This window comes from Actinocatenispora comari, from assembly GCF_017312725.1.
In the GTDB taxonomy this organism is placed as follows: domain Bacteria; phylum Actinomycetota; class Actinomycetes; order Mycobacteriales; family Micromonosporaceae; genus Actinocatenispora; species Actinocatenispora comari.
In genome coordinates, this window is the sequence record NZ_BOPO01000151.1 from 110,423 (window position 1) to 128,257 (window position 17,835).

At 69.4% G+C, this 17,835-nt stretch carries 21 protein-coding genes; 18 read left to right on the top strand and 3 right to left on the bottom strand.

Annotation, left to right across the window (positions count from 1 at the left end; genetic code table 11):
• Window positions 1–55 precede the first annotated feature (55 nt).
• The 15 genes from NUM_RS36920 (at window position 56) to NUM_RS36990 (ending at window position 10,787) form a co-directional block, all read left to right on the top strand.
• Entirely contained in the window at window positions 56–934 is an 879-nt protein-coding gene (locus tag NUM_RS36920; protein WP_225919088.1) for a GPP34 family phosphoprotein, read from the top strand.
• 77 nt (window positions 935–1,011) lie between these two features.
• Window positions 1,012–2,523, top strand: a complete 1,512-nt coding sequence (locus NUM_RS36925; RefSeq protein WP_370467129.1) for an APC family permease — start codon at window positions 1,012–1,014, stop codon at window positions 2,521–2,523.
• On the top strand, window positions 2,520–3,143 hold the full coding sequence (locus NUM_RS36930) for a GNAT family N-acetyltransferase (protein WP_207129583.1): 624 nt from the start codon (window positions 2,520–2,522) through the stop codon (window positions 3,141–3,143). The genes NUM_RS36925 and NUM_RS36930 overlap by 4 nt, the downstream gene beginning before the upstream one ends.
• 186 nt (window positions 3,144–3,329) lie before the next feature.
• Window positions 3,330–3,689: a hypothetical protein gene (locus tag NUM_RS36935; RefSeq protein ID WP_207129584.1), complete on the top strand. Its 360-nt coding sequence runs from the start codon at window positions 3,330–3,332 to the stop codon at window positions 3,687–3,689.
• Window positions 3,690–3,718: 29 nt separating this feature from the next.
• Complete coding sequence (locus NUM_RS36940) at window positions 3,719–4,009, top strand: hypothetical protein (RefSeq protein WP_207129585.1); 291 nt, start codon at window positions 3,719–3,721, stop codon at window positions 4,007–4,009.
• 1 nt (window position 4,010) lies between these two features.
• Window positions 4,011–4,637, top strand: a complete 627-nt coding sequence (locus NUM_RS36945) for a hypothetical protein (RefSeq protein WP_207129586.1) — start codon at window positions 4,011–4,013, stop codon at window positions 4,635–4,637.
• Window positions 4,634–5,152 carry a helix-turn-helix domain-containing protein gene (locus NUM_RS38045; RefSeq protein WP_207129587.1) on the top strand — a complete coding sequence of 173 codons (519 nt, stop codon included), beginning with the start codon at window positions 4,634–4,636 and terminating at the stop codon, window positions 5,150–5,152. Before NUM_RS36945 ends, NUM_RS38045 begins: the two co-directional genes overlap by 4 nt.
• Window positions 5,149–5,385, top strand: coding sequence for a hypothetical protein (locus tag NUM_RS36955; RefSeq protein ID WP_207129588.1), 237 nt, complete (start codon window positions 5,149–5,151; stop codon window positions 5,383–5,385). Before NUM_RS38045 ends, NUM_RS36955 begins: the two co-directional genes overlap by 4 nt.
• Window positions 5,386–5,418: 33 nt before the next feature.
• Window positions 5,419–6,066 carry a 3'-5' exonuclease gene (locus NUM_RS36960; protein WP_207129589.1) on the top strand — a complete coding sequence of 216 codons (648 nt, stop codon included), beginning with the start codon at window positions 5,419–5,421 and terminating at the stop codon, window positions 6,064–6,066.
• Between the two features lie 12 nt (window positions 6,067–6,078).
• Window positions 6,079–6,420, top strand: coding sequence for a MazG-like family protein (locus NUM_RS36965; RefSeq protein ID WP_207129590.1), 342 nt, complete (start codon window positions 6,079–6,081; stop codon window positions 6,418–6,420).
• 63 nt (window positions 6,421–6,483) lie between these two features.
• Window positions 6,484–7,695 (top strand): methyltransferase, FxLD system, encoded by a 1,212-nt coding sequence (gene fxlM, locus NUM_RS36970; protein WP_207129591.1) that lies wholly within the window; start codon window positions 6,484–6,486, stop codon window positions 7,693–7,695.
• A 367-nt stretch (window positions 7,696–8,062) separates the two neighbouring features.
• Window positions 8,063–8,521 carry a hypothetical protein gene (locus NUM_RS36975; RefSeq protein WP_207129592.1) on the top strand — a complete coding sequence of 153 codons (459 nt, stop codon included), beginning with the start codon at window positions 8,063–8,065 and terminating at the stop codon, window positions 8,519–8,521.
• A 21-nt stretch (window positions 8,522–8,542) separates the two neighbouring features.
• Window positions 8,543–9,418 carry a hypothetical protein gene (locus NUM_RS36980; RefSeq protein ID WP_207129593.1) on the top strand — a complete coding sequence of 292 codons (876 nt, stop codon included), beginning with the start codon at window positions 8,543–8,545 and terminating at the stop codon, window positions 9,416–9,418.
• The gene (locus tag NUM_RS36985) at window positions 9,415–10,206 is read left to right on the top strand and encodes a hypothetical protein (RefSeq protein WP_207129594.1); all 792 of its coding nucleotides are present in this window, start codon (window positions 9,415–9,417) and stop codon (window positions 10,204–10,206) included. The genes NUM_RS36980 and NUM_RS36985 overlap by 4 nt, the downstream gene beginning before the upstream one ends.
• A gap of 131 nt (window positions 10,207–10,337) precedes the next feature.
• The gene (locus NUM_RS36990) at window positions 10,338–10,787 is read left to right on the top strand and encodes a hypothetical protein (protein WP_207129595.1); all 450 of its coding nucleotides are present in this window, start codon (window positions 10,338–10,340) and stop codon (window positions 10,785–10,787) included.
• Between the two features lie 138 nt (window positions 10,788–10,925).
• On the opposite strand, the gene NUM_RS36995 is transcribed toward NUM_RS36990, so the two are convergent.
• Both NUM_RS36995 and NUM_RS37000 read right to left on the bottom strand, forming a co-directional pair.
• Complete coding sequence (locus tag NUM_RS36995) at window positions 10,926–11,582, bottom strand: prepilin peptidase (RefSeq protein WP_207129596.1); 657 nt, start codon at window positions 11,580–11,582, stop codon at window positions 10,926–10,928.
• 1 nt (window position 11,583) lies between these two features.
• Complete coding sequence (locus NUM_RS37000) at window positions 11,584–14,016, bottom strand: ATP-binding protein (protein ID WP_207129597.1); 2,433 nt, start codon at window positions 14,014–14,016, stop codon at window positions 11,584–11,586.
• Between the two features lie 314 nt (window positions 14,017–14,330).
• Here NUM_RS37000 and NUM_RS37005 point away from each other — a divergent pair, with 314 nt between their 5' ends.
• From NUM_RS37005 to NUM_RS37015, 3 genes are read left to right on the top strand one after another with little or no spacing between them, the layout of a single operon-like run.
• Entirely contained in the window at window positions 14,331–15,188 is an 858-nt protein-coding gene (locus NUM_RS37005) for an SAM-dependent methyltransferase (protein ID WP_207129598.1), read from the top strand.
• Between the two features lie 35 nt (window positions 15,189–15,223).
• The gene (locus NUM_RS37010) at window positions 15,224–15,892 is read left to right on the top strand and encodes a hypothetical protein (protein ID WP_207129599.1); all 669 of its coding nucleotides are present in this window, start codon (window positions 15,224–15,226) and stop codon (window positions 15,890–15,892) included.
• Window positions 15,893–15,899: 7 nt separating this feature from the next.
• Window positions 15,900–17,033 (top strand): tryptophan dimethylallyltransferase family protein, encoded by a 1,134-nt coding sequence (locus tag NUM_RS37015; RefSeq protein ID WP_207129600.1) that lies wholly within the window; start codon window positions 15,900–15,902, stop codon window positions 17,031–17,033.
• 360 nt (window positions 17,034–17,393) lie between these two features.
• On the opposite strand, the gene NUM_RS37020 is transcribed toward NUM_RS37015, so the two are convergent.
• Window positions 17,394–17,835, bottom strand: a 442-nt coding sequence (locus NUM_RS37020) for an integrase core domain-containing protein (protein ID WP_207129601.1), incomplete at its 5' end; no start/stop codon positions are given.

Here is a 17,835-nt window from a genome sequence, read left to right on the forward strand (position 1 = left end):
GCATCCCGATCGGCGGTTGTGCTGATGCGGTCGGAGCGGGTGGTGGCCGGTGATCATGGGGCTGCCGGACGACCCGTCTCATAAGTGGACTACCCGTCCGGCGAATGACCTTGAGGCGGTCACGACCGGTATGCGGGACCGCTGGTATGGCCAGTACGGCGTCGCCGGCGAGTTGCTGCGCATCGCCTACGACTCGTTCGACGGGGTGCCGGTGTGCCACCCGCTGCCGCTGCGGCAAGCGCTGCTTGCTGGGGTGGTGGCCGAGATGCTGCTGGTCGGGCAGGTCACGTGCGCCAACGCGCCGGGGGTGCCGTGCGCGGTCGCGGTCGTAGACGGTGTCGAGATCGAGGACCCGGCCGGCCGGCTGGTGGCCGAGAACGTAGCCGAGGCCGGTTCTCGGCATTCGGTGCAGGACTGGATGACCCGCGACGGCCTGTGCACCGCGGTGCACGACACCGTGGCGGAGCGGTTCGTGACCACCAGGATGATGCGTTGGACACGGCGGCCGGACCGGCGCGGCGTGATGCGGCCGGTGCTGGTGGCCACCGACACCAACCGTGGCGCTTCTACCAATGCGATGAACCGGTTGCAGCGGGCTGTGGAGGCCGGGCCGGCTGGGCGCCGCCCACGGCAGGAACCGTCGCGGCGTCCGTCACCGTTCCCGGCCAACGACCCCGCCTCGATCAAGCGGCGCCTGATCGAGGCCATGAACACCCGTCCGGCGGCGGGATGGACCGATGCCGACGTGGCGTGCGCGGCGCTTCTGGTCGCGCTCGATCTGTCCGAGCACATCCGCCGCGAGTCAGCCCGTACCCGCACTCGCCTACACAAGGCCGTTCCTCCACTGCTGACGCAGCTGCCGGCACAACTGCGACTGCTGCTGGCCCATGCCGACGCGGCCATCCGCCAGACCACCACGCGGGTCCAGCAGTAGCCAGACCTCGCCCCTACCCCTACCCCGAAGTTGGAGGTGCGCTCGTGGCACACACCCTCGCAGACCAACCGGTCTTGGTGCGGCTGCTTCGAAGAGACCTGACCGCTGGTGAAGTGCTCGCGTTCATCATCGGCGCGATGGCCCCGCTGCTGGTCACCACCGGTGTCAACCCCACCGCGATCGGTGCAACCGGCTTGACCAACCTGGCGATCGTCTACGTCGTGGTTGCCATCGTGCTGCTGCTGTTCATCCCCGGATACCTCGCCGTCTCCCGGCTGCTGCCCAACCCGGGCGCCTTCTACGCCATCGCGGCACGCGGTTCCTCCCGCTCGATAGCGCTGGGAGCAGGGTATGTCGCCCTGTTCGCCTACGGCGCGTTGTGTATCGCCGCGTTCGGCCTGTGGGGCGCCACTGTGGCCCCGCAGGTGTCCAGTCTGACCGGGCTGAACGTACGGCCCTGGCAGGCGATGCTGGTCGCGTGGGTGGCCGTGCTGGCCCTCGGTTTGCTGCGGGTCAAGATCACCGGCCGGGTGGTGCTGATCCTTCTTGCTGCCGAGATTGCATTCGTCACGGTGGCCGATCTGGTGATGTTCGCGCACCCGTTCGGCGGGCACGCCCAGTGGCAGTCGTGGAGCGTGTCAAGCCTGTCGCTGTCGGGTGGACACGCCGGCGCGTTCGGCGCCGCGTTCTGTATCTGCTTTCTGGGCATCGTGGGCATCGAAGGTGGCGGCACTCTGTTCCTGGACTCCCGCGACGGGCACCGCACCATCCGGCGCGGCACCATCGCGGCAGCGATGGTGATCGTGGCGTTGTACCTGGCCACCGCCTGGGCCACGGCTTGGGCCGCCGGAGACACGCATTTGGTGGCCCGCGCCGGGGCCGAGCAGCAGAACCTGCTGTTCGACTTGGCCCGGCCGTACCTGGGGCCGGTGTTGACCAACATCGGCGCTGTCCTGCTCGACACGTCGGTGTTCATCGGCATGGTGTCGTTCTCCACGTTCTGGTCGCGGTATGCCTACTCGATGGCCAGCGAAGGGCTGCTGCCGGCCGCGATGGCCCGTACCCGCCCGAAGGCAGGTGTTCCGGCCGGCGCCACCCTGACCCTGATGGGCTTTGCCCTGGCCGCGATCGTGCTATGGGCCGTCACGGGCTTGGACCCGCTGGTCACCCTCTTTTTCTACGGCGGCACGTTCGGCGGGTTCGGTGTGATGGTGCTGTTCACGATCACCTCCGTCTCGGTGATCGGGTTCTACCTGCGTCACCGCCGTCACCGGCAGCGCGACTCGATCTGGGTCCGGCTGATCTTTCCCGGACTCGCCGCAATCGCCTTGACCGGGGCCGTGGTGCTGGCAGTCACCCATTACGACCTGATGCTCGGGGTGACCGCCGACAACCCGCTGCGGGTGGTACTTCCGGCCGTGTTCGGGGTGATCCTCGTCGTCTGCGGCCTGGTCGGGCTGACGATGCGGATCGTCAACCGCGGCCGGTACGACCGGATCGGTCTCGGCGTACAGGCCGCCACCGGTGTCGCCGAACGCGTCGACCTCGACGACGATGCGCTGACCGGCGCGGGCGAGGTGGCCCCGTGACCACCGTGCGTTCAGCTAACCCAGACGAGCGGGACCAGATCACCCACCTGATCAACATCGCGTTCCACGACCTGGACGCCAACCGCCATCTCGTCCCCGAGACACCGCAACGGCTCGCTGTGATGGGCCGATACTTCGGCCTGTACGTCGACCATGCCCTCGGCCACGGCGCCTGCACCGAGGTGGCACTGGACGACAGCGGAGCGCTGGTCGGGGCCGCGCTCTGGTACCTCTCCGGCGACCCAGGGCCGGCCGACTACGACACCCGGCTGGGTGGGCTGGTCGGTGCTGACCGCGTCGACCGGTTCACCGCGTTCGATGCCCAACTGCATGAACACACCCCGGACGAGCCGCACGACTATCTCGGATTCCTCGCAGTGGCCCCAGACCGGCAAGGCGCAGGTATCGGCGGTCGGCTACTGCGTGAACATCACCGGCGGCTGGATGCGCGGTGCAGGCCGGCCTACTTGGTGGCCTCCAACAGCAACAGCGCACGGCTCTACGAGCGGCACGGCTACACCTACCTGCCCGACGGCCAGCACGAGCTCGTGCTGCCCGGCGGCGGACGAATGTGGCGGATGTGGCGCCGCCCCGACGAGCAGACGCCCGAGCTGAAGTGACCAGATCGGTCAGAGCGGGCCCGACCGCCTGCCGATGCTCCCCGATCCTGCGAACCCCGCAGGTCGGCTGACACGAAAAGGCCAGGCCCGTGCTGGAGACACAGGCCCGGCCCACAAACAGGAAAGGGATGACTTTCCGTGACAGCGACTATCGCACAGGACCTGCCGATCGCGCCAGATGCGGTCGTGTCACCAACTGAACCCGACTGGGTGCCGCTCGGACCGGACATGCTGAAGCGGTGGGTGCTGCTCACCCGGCACCTGCCCGATGTGCAGGCCGACAGCGCGGCCGGCTACTGGGCAGGCCCGGACCACCCCGGCCACTACAGCGACTGCCTTGCCCAGCCGTCGCTGCGGACCGGCACCGGCATCGTGTACGCGGCCGTGGCCGCGTTCACCGACCCCGGCACCGCGTGGTCGTACTGGACCGGCTGCCTGAAAACGGTGCTGGGTGCCGGCTGCGTGTGGGAGTTCGTGCTGTTGGCCGAGGTGGCCGACTGGACGACGATCCCCCCGGTTCGGCCGCGGCACTTCACCGGCCGGTGACCGCGGCCCTACCCGCGGCCGTGCGGTGCGTGACCGACGCCCGCACCGGCCTGTACGTGGCCCAGCGGGAGACCGCGAACGCGCTGGATGTGGTGGCTCGTCGCGACCCGGACCGGGCCGACCGCGGGTTCGACGATGCCCGGACCCTACTGGCCGGGGCCCTGTCCGCGCAGGCCCACGCCTACCAGCTGCTCGGACAGGCCGGGCTGCTGCTGGACACGGATGACCGGCGGCCCGGCCCGCGGCTGCCGTGGACGGTGTCGGGCAGCTGGCCGCGGCATCGGCCCGGCCGACATTCCGATGACGAAAGGACGTGGTGAGGTGACTACCCCCCAGACACAGACCCTGCCCGCCCCGGCTGACACGGTCGACGCGGCCGAACCATGGACGGTGTTGAACCTGTACCGGCAGGCCCTGGCCGACGGGGCCGAGCGGCAAGCCACCCGGTGGCTGGGCCTGTCCACGCAGCTGCGTACCGACGGCACCGACGAGCAGCTACTGGCCGATGTCAACACGCTGCTGGCCGACGGGGAGCTGGCCGACCGCGCGGCCCGGCACGAGGTCGCGTACCGGACGTGGCTGCGCGCAGGGCTGCCGGCCGGGGAGAAGCCGCCGCCGGTGCGGCACATGCCGCCGCTGACCGCGGCCGGGATGCCGGCCCTGCTCGAACTGCACCGGCACCAGGACGTGTCGCACGTGTCCGGGGCCGGCCCGGTCGCGTTCGTGGCGATCTTCCCAGAGATACCCAGCGAGCAGGGCCCGGTGATGCTGCGCTGGCGCGGCCACCTCTCCAACGCGTGGTCGACCACCCTCTACAGCCGGCCCGACCAGCTGCGGCTGCACTTCCACCAGGGCGCCACCACCGCGGTGTGGATGTTTCGGCCCGGCTGGGTGGACCAGCTGACCGACGAGGGCTGGCAGCTGCTGCGGGAGATCCCGTTCCGATGAGCGCGACACTCACACACGACAGCGATGACCGGTCGGCGCAGATCGTGGCCGACTACCAGTCCGGGCTGAGCGGCCCGGACGTCGCCCGCAAGCACCACGTGTCACGCCGCACCGTGTACCGGACGCTGCACGCGGCCGGGGTTCCGAGACGGCAGCAGTGGTCTGCGTCTGCGCTACGGCCGCTTCGGGCCCAGCGGGCCGCACGGGAGCGGCAGGACCAGGCCGCGCAGATCGCAGAAGCGGTGGCGGGCTGCCGTCGCGCACGCTCCGGCCGCCGTCACGTGGCCCCTCATCCGCGACCCCTTGATGGTGCGGACGCAGCTGCCTCGTCTCGGAGCGCAGTCGCCACGCCGGTCCATGACCAGCAAGGCACGACAAGCGACCAGACCAAAGCGCGGATGCCGCACGGCCGTGCGCAGGAAACGAAAGTCATTCGAGCCTTGCCGGGGCACTGGTTGATGAGGATCCGTGCGCTCCACGGCGGGCCAGTCGCAACGCGAAGAAGCATGCGGTGACCGGCGCACAGATGTTCCTCGCCGGGTTTCTCGTTGGCTGTGCCGTGGTTGGACTTCCTGCCTTCTGGCTGGCGCGGGCGCATCGCGCTCACCACGACTACCGGGGGGCCAAGGAGGCCGTGCCGAAGGCGCGAGCCGTACGCACTGCCGCGGGCAAGGCGTTGGTCAAGGTTTCGCTGTTGGGTCTGGCAGCTCTCGCGGTGGCCCTATATGCCGCAGCACGCACGATGTGACATCCCACCGCAGCATGCTGGAGGAGGAGCACGATGATCGAGCCGACATGGGCTGAGGCGCCCCTGGTCGCCGTAGACTTGGAAGGCACCGGCAGCCAAGATCGCGACCAGGAAGCCATCCTGGAGATCGCGGTCGTGCCGATCACAGGCGGCCGGCCCGTTCCCTGCTCCGCCTACAGCACCCTGATCAACCCCGGCCGTCCGGTACCTCGACGGCCCTGGATCTCACCCGGCCTCAACGACACTGTGCTGTCCAGCGCTCCGCCGCTGGGCGACGTCGAACCACGGCTGGCCGAACGCCTGACCGGGTCCTGGATCGTCGGTCACAACATCGCCGTGGACTGGCGGCTGCTGCACCGCTGCTGCCTGAGCATTCAGCCGGCCGGGCTGCTCGACACGCTGAAACTGGCCCGCGCCGAACATCCCGGTGTGCGTACGGGGATGGGTTTGACCGCACTGCTCGACCGGTACGAGCTCACCCGCGAGACCGCTGGAGCCGTCCCGAGCGGACAACCACACCGCGCCTTGTGGGACGCGGTGGCCGCCGCGCTGCTGCTGACCGCCCTGGTCGGCCGGCACTGGCCGACCAGCCCGACCCTCGCCCAGCTTCGTGAGGTCGCCGAGATCCCGCTTGCTCCCACACCGCCGCACTCCAGTCCACAGTCCGACACCTTGTTCTGACCAGGAGACCCCATGGCCGCACGTCCGAACCTTCCTAACGACCTTGAGCTGTTCGAATCCCTCCACACCCTCGTCGCGTGGCACGACAAGCACAACGGCCGCGACCGCGAGCAACAGGGCCTGCGGATCATGAAGATCACCGAGGAAGCCGGTGAAGCCGCGAGAGCTTGGGTCGGCGTCGTGGGCTGCAACCCCCGCAAGGGCGTCACCCATACCACCACAGACGTCGTCGAGGAACTGGCCGACGTCGTCTGGTCCGCCCTCGTCGCGATCGAGTCACTGCGCCTCGACGCCCGAGAAGCCGTCACCGCCTGTCTGGCCAAGAACCTCGACCGCATCCACGACAACCCGTGACGGCACCACTGACCCGCACAGCGACATCGGCCCCAGCCCAACCGACCGAGACCGCGGAGAGATATGAACCGGGAACATGCCATCGACGACGCGGTGCTGCGCTCGACGATGGTGAACAAGGTGGTCGACTGGTGGCGCGACACCGGGGGCCGGCCCGGCCTGAACCAGCGGGTGCTGTCCGCGATGCGGGTCGTACCGCGGCACGTGTTCGTACCACACGCGGACCTGACCGATGCCTACGCGCCGGGCATCGTGGCCATCAAGCACTCCACCGACCGCCGGGTCCTGTCGTGCGCGTCGGCCCCGTCGATCGTCGCGCTGATGCTGTCCCAGCTCGACGTTCGTCCCGGGCAGCGGGTGTTGGAGGTCGGGGCCGGAAGCGGGTATCAGGCCGCGCTGCTGGATGACCTGTCCGGCATCTCCGGCCGGGTGACCACCGTGGACGTGGACCAGGACGTGGTCGGCATGGCCTGCTGGAGTCTGGAGGTGGCCGGGTATCCGGATGTGGAGGTGATCTGCGGCAACGGGGCCGCGGCCCTGCCCGCTCGGGAATGGGATCGGATCATCGTCGCGGTCGGACCGTGGGACCTGCCGGCCGCGTGGAGGGTCCAGCTGGTCGACGGTGGCCGGCTGGTTACCCCGCTGCGGCTGCGCGGGTCGTCCCGGCTGGTCGCGTTTACCCGACACGGCAGCACGCTCACCTCGACGGATGTGCAGATGGGCGGGTTCGTGCCCATGACCGGGCCCGGCCAGCACGGAGAGCGGTCCGCACCGATCCACGAGCAGGACGCGGCCGTGCTGTTCTGGGACTCCGACCAGGACGTGGACCCGGACATGCTGACCGGGGTCCTTGCGAAGGCACCCTGCAAGGTGTGGTCCGGGGCGTACGTCGCGAACAAGGAATCCTACGACGGGGTGTGGCTGCGGATGCTCACCGAGCCCGGCCTGACCGCGCTGGAGATCCGGCCGGAGCTGCACGACCCGGACGCGAGGCCCGCGATCGGCTGGAGGAACCCGGCCCTGGTGGCCGAGAACGCGATCGCGTACCTGACCGTCGCCCGCCTCGGCGGCCCGAAGGGCTGGGAGCTGGGCGCGATCGGGCACGGACCGCGTGGGTCGCTGCTCGCGGACCGGATCTGCCGGCACATCCGCGAGTGGTCCGGCCAGCGCGCCGCGCCGCCAACGATCACCGCATACCCGGCCGACACCCCGACCTCGATGATCGACGGGCACGTGATCGACAAGCCGCTGACCCGGCTGGGCATCACCTACTGACCCCCGGCCATGTCCACCCCCTACCCTGCCCGGAGATCGCTTGTGCCACCAGAAGCAACCATCGATGCCCGCGACGATCCGGCCCCAGCCGTCGCTGCGGCCGAGTCGCCGATCTCGGCCGCAGCGGCCACCGCGTGGTGCGGACATCCGGCCGTTAAGGCCGTGTTCGCAGCCCTGGCCGCGATCGCGGTAGCAGCGGCAGCGTGCGGGGCGGCCCGCACTGGTCACCATCCACCACAGCCCGGCCCCGTGGGGTGCGCCGCCACGCTCGTGCGGCTGGATCGACACCGGGCCCCTGCAGAAGGCCAGCCCCGCGGCCGGCACGGTCACCCGCAGCGGCCCGGACCCGGGGATCATCAACTACGGCATGGACGAGATGGCCACCCTCGGCTGCACCGCGTCCAGCTCGTCCGGGCAAGGCCGGTCCAACCTGTACGTCGCGGTGGCCCGCTACCCGTCCGACCGGCAGGCCGCGTTCGCTGACAGCCAGCTCCGCGGCCACGACCCGGGCGCGGCCAACGAACAGCCGCTGCCGGACAGCAGACTGCTGATGTTCGGGCCAGACAACACCATGAGCGCGGTCAAAGCGCACGGCCCGGCCGTCGAGCTCCACGGCGTCAACGGCCACGACGCGTGGTGTATCCGCGGCACCACAAGCCCGTGGACACCGTACGCGTGGAGCGAGGTCGGGATCCGCGACCAAAACACTCTGCTGCTGGTGTGGGTGCAGCTGGCCGTCCCCGGCCAGCCCACCGACCCGGCCGTGCGGCTATGGGCCGCGACCCGGATCGCCCGCGCGTCGCTGCCCCGACTCCGTCACACCTGACCGACACCCACCGATCCGAGGATGACCACCCCGATGTCCAACACCCCCGACCCCATGACCAGCCCCGACCGCACCGACACGGGACAGCCCCCACCGACGGCGGCCCTGCCGACCCGACCGCTGCGCTCTCCGCGCTGGAAGGTGGCCGCGGCCGGGGGTGCCCTGCTGCTGACCGCAGCCGGCATCCTGACCGGGGTCGCGGCCGGCCGCCGCTGGCACAACCCGCCCCACCGGGCCGCACACACCGACGTGTCCGCGGCCGAACTGACCCTGCCGTCCAGCACACCGTGCACCGTCACGGCCGGCAATCCGGTCGTGTGGACCGAGGACCGCTGGCCCCGCTTCGCGATCCGCGTGCACAACCCGTGTTCGTTGGTCGCGTTCGGGGTCAACGTGCTGGCCCTGCCGTCCGGGCAGCACCACCCCAGCGACCAGACCGGCAGCGTGGAGCTCTACGGGCTGCTGCCCGGGGCCAGCACGGTGGTCACCGACCAGTTCGGGTCCGCAGCCGACGGCAACGCGCCGACGGTGGCCGCGGCTACGACCGCTGTCCAGGTCGACGGGTGGCTGCCCCGCTCGGCCCTGCACCATCCCCCGGCCGAGGTCCGCTCGATGTGCCAGCTGCTCGACGCGCACCCGACCATCACCCTGACCCACGGCCACCCGGACGGGGGCTACGCGTACGCGACGATCACCCTGCACACCCATCGCGGCTGGCCGACGCTGGAACACCATCCCGCGCAGCCGGTGGTGGTGGCCGCGGTCGGGGCACACGGCCAGCTGCTCGCGGCCACCGAACGCGGCGTGATCCCCAACGAACCGAGGGACTACGCCACCGTGGCCTACCCGTCCGGCACGCGGCAGCTGCTCGCGTACTGGCGGCCCACGATCCTGTGACCGACGAACCGCGCGAGCTGACCGCTACCCAGCTCGCGCACCGGGAGCGGGTCCTGGCCGACGGCACACGGTTCGAGCAGTTGGTGTTCGAGTACGAGTCCGGTGACCGGATCACCACCATCGCAGACCGGCACGGCCTGGTGTACGGGACGATGCGGCGTTACCTGATGGCGTGCGGGGTCCGGATGCGGCCACCAGGCCGGCCCGGGTCCGCACCTCGGGTGCCGGCTCCGGAGCGGCCCCGCTACAGCCGCGAGGAACGGGACGTGCTGGCCGACCGGATCGTGGACTGGTACCGCACCAGGGCCATGGGGCTGGAGCAGATTGCGGACGCGACCGGGCTGACGCAGCCCACGGTGCGTCTGCTGCTGGTGGACCGCGGTGTGGAGATCTCCACCTGGGACAGCGACGATGACGTGCTGGCACCGGGCCTCGCACTCGACGCGGGCCAGCTCGCCGAGCTGGCGCGACGCTATCGGGCCGGCACGGGGATTGCCGAGCTCGCGATCGAGCACGGATGCACCCACCAGCGGATGCGCGACACGCTGATGCTGACCGGGGTCACGATCCGGTCGATCGGCTCGGCCGGGCAGGGCCGCTACCGCGGGCAGCAGCGCAAACAGGTCCGCGAGGAGATGGCCAGGTTGTACGACGACGGGGCCAGTACCCGGGAGATCGGCCGCTTGTACGAGGTGTGCCACGTGACGGCCGCGACGATGCTGCGGGAGGCCGGCGTCAAGCTACGCGGGCCCGACGAGCGGCCCACCCGCCGCGAGGGCCGGGCCTGATGGACGAACGCCCCGGCCCTCGCGCGGGCGAGGCCGGGGCGTTCTACCGCTGCGCGGGGGTCACGTCCACGCTCGGAGAGGGTCTGGGCCTCCCGTGCCAGTCCGCCCAGACCGGTGCCCACCGTACGGCCATGACCGGCACCGCGACACCACCACGTAGTCATCGCGTGGTGACTGAACGGGTGATTCCGTGTGGGGTGTCGGCCCGGGATGCTGCCGGCGTGGGTGCCCCGGCCTGGTGGTGGATGACGATGGCCGCGCTGGCCGTCGTCTACGGCACGGCCGCCGCGATGGGCGCGGTCGTGGCCGCAGTCGGCACCCGCCGGACGAGTGGCGACTGCGCCGGTCTGGTCTACACCGGCCCCGAACCGCCGGCCACCGTGTGGACCACCTGGATCGCGCTCAGCCTGACGCGGTCCTGGGTTCTGCCCCCGACCTCGGTCCAACAAGTAGTTTGGCCGGTCGCGCACCACAGGGGATCCGCGGCGGAGCGAGATCGACCAGATCAGGGACTCACAGCCTCTCGTGTGTGCAGCCAGAACCGTCGCTACCTGAGCCATCTGCCGGGCCACGCTGGCTGACAGATATCCACGAGGTGCAGCGCATCGCGGCCAGCTACTTGGCGAGCCAAGGCGGGGTCGGTAGTCACGACGAGGCCTCGTTGGGCAGGGACCCGTGGCGGATCTTACGGCCCTGGCGCGGGTGTAATCGAGCTGACGTTAGAGCAGTTGGGCGATCACGGCGGCGGCGCACAGTGTTGGCCCGGCGGGGATGGTGGCGCGCAGGTTGCGCGTGTGGATCAGCTTGGTCACTGCGGGCAGCAGCGCAAGTCCCGCAGCAAGGGTAAGGAACATGGCTAGGTGCTGGAGCCCGCTCCATGCGGTCACGGTGGCGAGGACTGCGACGAGTTTGATGTCGCCGGCGCCGATGCCTGCGCGGGCGAGTGCCAGCAGCAGGCTGAGCACCGCGATGGTTGCGCCGGTGATGATCGCCTGTAGCACCGCGGCGGTGGCGTCGGCGGTGTGTGTGGCGATGGTCGCCACAGCGGTGGCTGCCCAGACGATCGGGATCGGTGCGATCAGCAGGTCGGGGAGCCGTCGGGCACGCAGGTCGGTGACGGTCAGTGCGGTCCCTGCGGCGATGGTGGCGATGGTGACCGGCAGCGCTGGACGCAGGCCGAGTCGAGCTGCGGCCGTTGCACCGAGACACAACGCTGCTGCAAAGCAGCCTGTGAGCATCCCGATCGTGCGGAGACCGTGCCCATCGGATGCGGGGGATGCCGTAGGCGCGACCGTGGATGCGATGACGGTCAGCGGTAGGCAGCAGGCTGCGGTGATGGCCGCGCACACAACGATCAGCGTGGTCAGGTCGTTCACGCTAGGAACCCGCGTCTGGGGCCGGGCCCTGCCCGGGCGAGTTGGTCCGGTTCCGGGTGGGATGGGGTGTGGGGTTGAGGTGGTGGGGTTGTAGTTCGGTGCGCTTCTGCAGACCGCAGACGCGCAAGACGTTCCCGACGTGGGTTTCCACGGTGCGGATGCCGATGCCGAGTTCGGCGGCGATGTCGCGGTCGCTGCGGCGATGCCCGGTGGGGTCGGGCAGCATCAGGTGGGCGACTTCTTGTTGTCGGCGGGTGAGGGTGTCGGTGGGTGAGGGTCTGCGGGGGAGGCGGTCGTTGAGCGCGTATTGGACGGCGTGGTGGTGGCGGCGGTGTCCTTCGGCTACGGCGCGGTCGAAGGTGCGCTGGTCGAGTACTTCGGCGGCGCGGTCCAATATCTCTGTATGGAGGCTTTCCAGTGGGGCGAGTCCGTCGAGGCGGACGCCGATGTCGTCGCGGCGTCGCTGTGCGGCGGCGGCGAGCCAGGCGGCTCGTTTGGCTTGGCGTTTGTCCGGGTGGGTGGGGTCGATGCTGGCGGCGCAGATCGCGGCTGCCAGTAGTAGCGCCCAGGTCAGTCCCCATACGTCGCCGATGCTGGACATCAGGATCAGCGCACGCCGGCAGCGCCGGTTGGCCTCGTCGTAACGGCCGTCGACGAAGGCTGCGAGGGTGGTGTCCCATTCGGCCCAGCTTTCGGTCCACGGCGCGCCGGCTGCGTGGGCTTCGGCGAGAAACGTGGCGGAGGCTTCTTCGGCGCGTGGGGCATCGTTGACGCTGATGGCCATTGACCAGACCATGGTGACCATGAGCCGGTCGCCGAGCAGGGCGGGGTCGCCGGCGAAGGCGTGCCGGGCTGCGGTCAGCAGCTCCACCGCGCGGGGAACGGGTTCGGGTTGGGTGAGCGCAAGCACTGCGCCTTCGGCGAACTGCAAGGGTGGGGAGGGTTCCAGTTCCCACTGCTTGTGTAGCTGGTGGCAGTCGGCGATCAAGCTGCGGGCCCGTTCGGGAGATCCCTGGGAGAGGGTGATCCACGCGTCGGCTGCCATGACCGCCGCCAGCTGCAACGCCTCGTCGCTGGTGGCGACGGTGTCCGGCCCAGCGGCGTCGATGACCCGGTCGGCGATGGCGCGGGCGTCGCCGAGCCACCCGCAAAGGAACGCAGCGCGCGTACGGGTGAGGTCGATGACGAGCGTCCGCGCCGCGGGAAGGTCCGCGTCGGCGATGGCGTAGTCGATGGCCGTTTTGATGTGGTCGAGCTGTGCGTCGACACCTCGCAGATTCGCCAGCTCGTCGGGGGTGGGGCTGGTGTCGGCGGCATGAGCGAGCATGGTGTGGTAATAGGTGCGGTAGGCGGCACGGGCGGAAGGCGCGTGTCCGGAGGCGTCGAGGTGCTCGGCGCCGTAGGCGCGAGCGGTGGCCAGCAGCCCGAGCCGCGGGGTGCCGGTGTGGTCGAGGTCAGCGGCGAGGATGCGTTTGTCGCGAAGGCCGGCCACGGCTCGTGCGATGGCCATACGGTCCAGCCCGCTGGCGGCGCACACCTCCACGATGGTTGGCTGTTCGGTTGCCCGAGGAAACACGCTGATCCACTGCCATGCCAGTCGTTCCTCGTCGCTGCACAGCTCCCAGGACCAGTCGTAGACGCGCCGCAACGTGCCGTGGCGGCCGTTTCCGGCTTCAAGGTCCACCACCGTCTGCCACGGGTCGGCCGTCACCGCAGCAATCAGCTCGTCCAGACCCATCGTTTCCACCCACCGGCTGGTCAGCTCCAGCGCGACCGGAAGCCGATCGACCGCCTCGACCAGCCGGGAAACCTGGCGGGGGTCCAGGCCGGTGGCGCCCTGCGGGCCAGGATGCGACGTCTCTGCATCCGCTGCGCCTGGAGAGCTGCTCCGAATGGTGCGCGCGTAGGCCAAGAACGCGTGTACGGCGTCATCGCTGGCCAGGGGCGAGAGATCCAGCACGTGCTCGCCGGCCTCGGGCAGGTGCAGCGGCTGGCGGCTGGTGGCCAGGATCCGCACGTTCGGTGCAGCCGCGAGCAGCGCCGACACCGCCTCGCGTACCGGGGCCAGCAGATGCTCGCAGTTGTCCAGCACTAGTAGCGCGCTGGGACCGTCGAGGTGCCGTGCGACCACGTCGGGGCCCGATTGGTGGTTGAACAGGTGGATGCCGCGGGCGATGGAGGTCCATAGCTGGTCGACGGTGGTGTGCGGCGGAAGTGCCGCGAGCTCCACCAGCCATGCCCCACCGGGCATTGACTCGGCGACTCGGCTGGCCACGCGGATCGCCAGCCGCGTCTTGCCCACCCCGCCCGTGCCAGTCAGGCTGATCAGCCGGCTGCGGGACAGCAGCGTGACAGCGGCCTGTTCCTCGGTACTTCGGCCGATGAGCGGGCCGTAATCCAGTGGCAGGTCAACGGAGCGGTCAAGATCAGACACAGAGTTAACTATAAAGGGACATCTCATCACCCTGAGTGATGAAAAATGGGCTGTAGTGGATCATAAATTTCATATGAGGCATGACGTGCTGGGTAACCGTGGAGACGATGCGGCACGAGTATCCGTACATCGCGTCGCTGTCTCCGTACAAGCCGGTACGGAGACCGGCCGGCTCCGTACCCGTACGGATGTTTCGGCGCGGGCGGCCGGGTAGAACGGGGATACCACTCATATCAGTGCATCGAGGCTGTGGTGGCTCCTCTGTGGGGCGATGAGCTCACGGTGCACCCCCTGCTGATGATGAGGCGAGTGCCATGGCTAACCGGCATGATCCCGAACTACTCGCGACAGCGTTCTACGACCCGGTCGAGCGCGGTGGTGAGGGCGCCAGTGACCTGTTTCGGATGCTGATGGGTGACGACTGGTCGCATGGGTTGCGGGAGGCGGAGCAGCAGGGAAAGACCCCCGCCGAGGCCGCGTACGCCTTGAAACAGATGCTCGTCGACAGGGCCGGGATCAAGCCGGGCCATCGGGTGCTGGAGTTCGGCTCCGGGGTCGGCGGCGGCACGGTCAGCATGGCGCAGCTGACCGGCGCCTCGTTTCTCGGGATCTCCAGCTCCGACTACCTCACCGAGCAAGCTCGCGCTCACGCTAGCGCCCGCGGCGTGAGTGAGACAGTGTCGTTTGCCACGGTCGACCCGTACGAGTACCGCACCCTGGCCACCTGGCCCAGGGAGTCCTTTGATGCCGTGTGTTTCTTCGAATCGTTGTGCCACGTGCCGCGCAAGGACCTGTTCATGCAGGCAGCGTTCTCCCGGCTCAAACCCGGCGGCGTCCTCTACGGCCTGGACTGGATTCAGCGTCCGTTCGCAGAGTTCCAGACCACCGAACAGATCGCCCCGATCATCGACCCGGTCTGCGACCAGTTCCGCCTCGCCGGGATCGGAACCGTCGACGGTTACGCCGATCTGATGCGCCGCGCCGGCTTGACGGTGAGCGCGGCCGTCGACGAGTTCGCCGGCGTCCGGTGTTGGGGATCGACTCCTGATGGCGACAGGCCGGCCTGGCTGCAGCATGCCCGGCCGCTCAAGCAGGCTCTCGACGCGGCCCGCGCCAGCGGCGTGTTCTCCGTCGGCTGGTGGATCGCAACCAAACCCGGTGTCCTCGACTAACCGGCCAGCGAAAGGGAGTGCACGCCATGGGGCCTATGTCCAACGTCGAGCGGGTCGCGCAGTACAACCAGCGCCAGCAGGATGCGTTCGCGGCCTCACGGCTGTGCCGATTGCTGGCTGACAACGCCACCGACGCGGCGACCAAGGCCGCGGTGCGGACCTGGCTGCAGCCCTGGTCGGACGCGTTTCAACGCATGATCACCGTGCGGGTCGAGGCCGAGACCGATCCACAGCTGCGTGCACAGGCGATCGAGCATCGTGACGAGGAGCTGGACCACAACCTTCTGCTGGCCCGCAGCCGCACCTCCGCCGGCGATCCCCACGCCGAAGCGGGCTTCGATCCGGTCATCGAGGCGGGCGCAGCCTGGTTCACCGAAGGACTGCGACTGCAATCCGGCGTAGGACGCGCGGTGCTGGCACATCTGGCGCTGGAGGCAGCTGCCAGCACCTTCTTCAGCCGCATCGGGGTCCCTGCCTATCCCGACGACGTCTACTTCGCCCACCACGACGAGGCCGATGCCGAACACCTGGAGATGGGCTACCAAGTCCTACGGGAACGCGCCGACTGGACCGAGGAGCAGGTCCTGTCGCTGCTCGACCACGCCTGGCAAGTGATGACCATGATTGCCGACCGTATCGCCGACCGCGCCATCTCCGATGCCATCGAAACGCCTCATGCCTCGGTTCCTCGGCAGACACGGTGAGTTCGCCATGGACACCTCCGCCTCGTCGTCGCTGTCCAGCCACGTGAGCACGCAAGCGCACGCGCTGATGACCGCGGCCGGCTACGACAACGCCCACGCGGTCGATGAACTGCTTGCCGACCTGCTCACCGCAGACGAAACCACGACGCCATGGCCGTCGCAGATCTCCGACGACCACACACCGGTGGAATTCTCCCTCGCACTCGACCACGGCCAGCGCCCCACAGTGCGCATCCTGGCCGAGGCACTGGCTGCCCGCCCGAGCCTGGCCGCCAACCTGCATGCCGCCCAACACCTCCTGGAGCGATGGGCAAGCCGTTACTCACTAGCGATGGGGCAGTACCAACAGGTGGCGGATCTGTTCGCTGGTGCCCCACCCGACAGCCAGTTCGCGGTGTGGTTTTCCGTGGTGCTCCGGCGCCGGAACGTCCCTCGGATCAAGGTGTATCTCAACCCGCAATGCCGCGGCACACGCCACAGCGTCGCACTCGTGGTCACTGCGATGCGCCGGCTCGGTCTCGGCGGCGCCTACCCAGCTCTGCAGGCTGCGGCGATCCAGCCGGGCGGCCGGTACAGCTTCCTCGCCCTCGACCTGCACCACGGGCCTCGATCCCGGATCAAGGTATACGCCTCGCATGCGGCGACGGCCACCGACGCCGACGCTGCCCGGGCGGCGGCCGTCGTACCCGGAGTCGACACCGACGAGGTCACCACCTTCTGCCGACTCGCCGCCGGCGACACACTCGGATCCGCTACGAGCCGCCCGCTGGTGTCTAGCTACACGTTCGTCGACGGGGACAGCTGCCATCCGAGCGGATACAGCCTGTACGTGCCGATCCGCAGCCACGTCACCGACGACCGGCAAGCCCGTGACCGGGCCATCGCGTTGGCCCGACGCTACGGCCACGATGCCGGGCTCGTCGACGAGGCGATCACCGCGATCGCCCGCAGAGACCTCGCAGCGGGGGTCGGGCTGATCCCGCACATCGCAGTCCGGCTCGGTGACCGCGCTCCCGGTCTGACGGTGTACCTGTCCTCCGAGGCCTATCGCGTCTCGCCGCCCCGTCCTCGGACCGCGTTTCCCCCCATGTCTGGCCCGACTCGGCCAGAACGGTCTGGTTCCTCGCCGGAACCGAGATGACCCCGGCCGAGGCCGAGTAACTGCTTTGGCGCGGCCGAGAACATCCGCAAAGCGCTGATCGAGGGTGCCCGCAAGACCAAGGAAGGCAAGCTGGTCGAGCAGGCCGTGTTCGTCGACACCCTGGTTAACCCGCTGGTGTACGACGGGCCCCGCGACCTGGACGGACTGTGGAACGACAAACGCTTCGTCCACACCGCCGCGGTGAAGGTTCAGACGCCTCGGATCATGCGTACACGGCCGATCTTCTACGAGTGGGCCGTGGACGCGCACCTGACCTACGACCCATCCATGATCAATTTCTCGACGCTGTGCAACATCGCGCGAACGGCCGGCGCCTGCTTGGGGCTGGCCTGGCGCCCACTAGGTGTTCGCGGTCTGGACGTTGGTGACGGTGGTGTGGAGTCGGGTGGCGGGTGGTTGGTTGCCGATGGCGGTGTGGGGTCGGTGGTAGTTGTAGTGGATGTTCCAGCTGGTCAGGGCGCTGGTGCGGGCGTGTTCTGAGGTCCAGGTGTGGGCGTAGAGCAGTTCGTCGGCCAGGATGCGGTTGTAGCGTTCGACTTTGCCGTTGTGGCGGGGTGTGAACGGCCGGATTCGTTGGTGGCGGCCGAGGTCTGCCACGGCGCGGGCGAAAGCGGTCGATCGGTAGCAGGCGCCGTTGTCGGTGACCAGCCGGTTGATGCGGCTGATGCCGTGTGCGGCCAGAAACACCCGCGCTCGGGCGAGGAACGCCACGGCGGTGGCGCCTTTCTCGTCGGGTAGCGCCTCGGTGTAGGCCAGCCGGGAGTATCCGTCGATCGCGGAG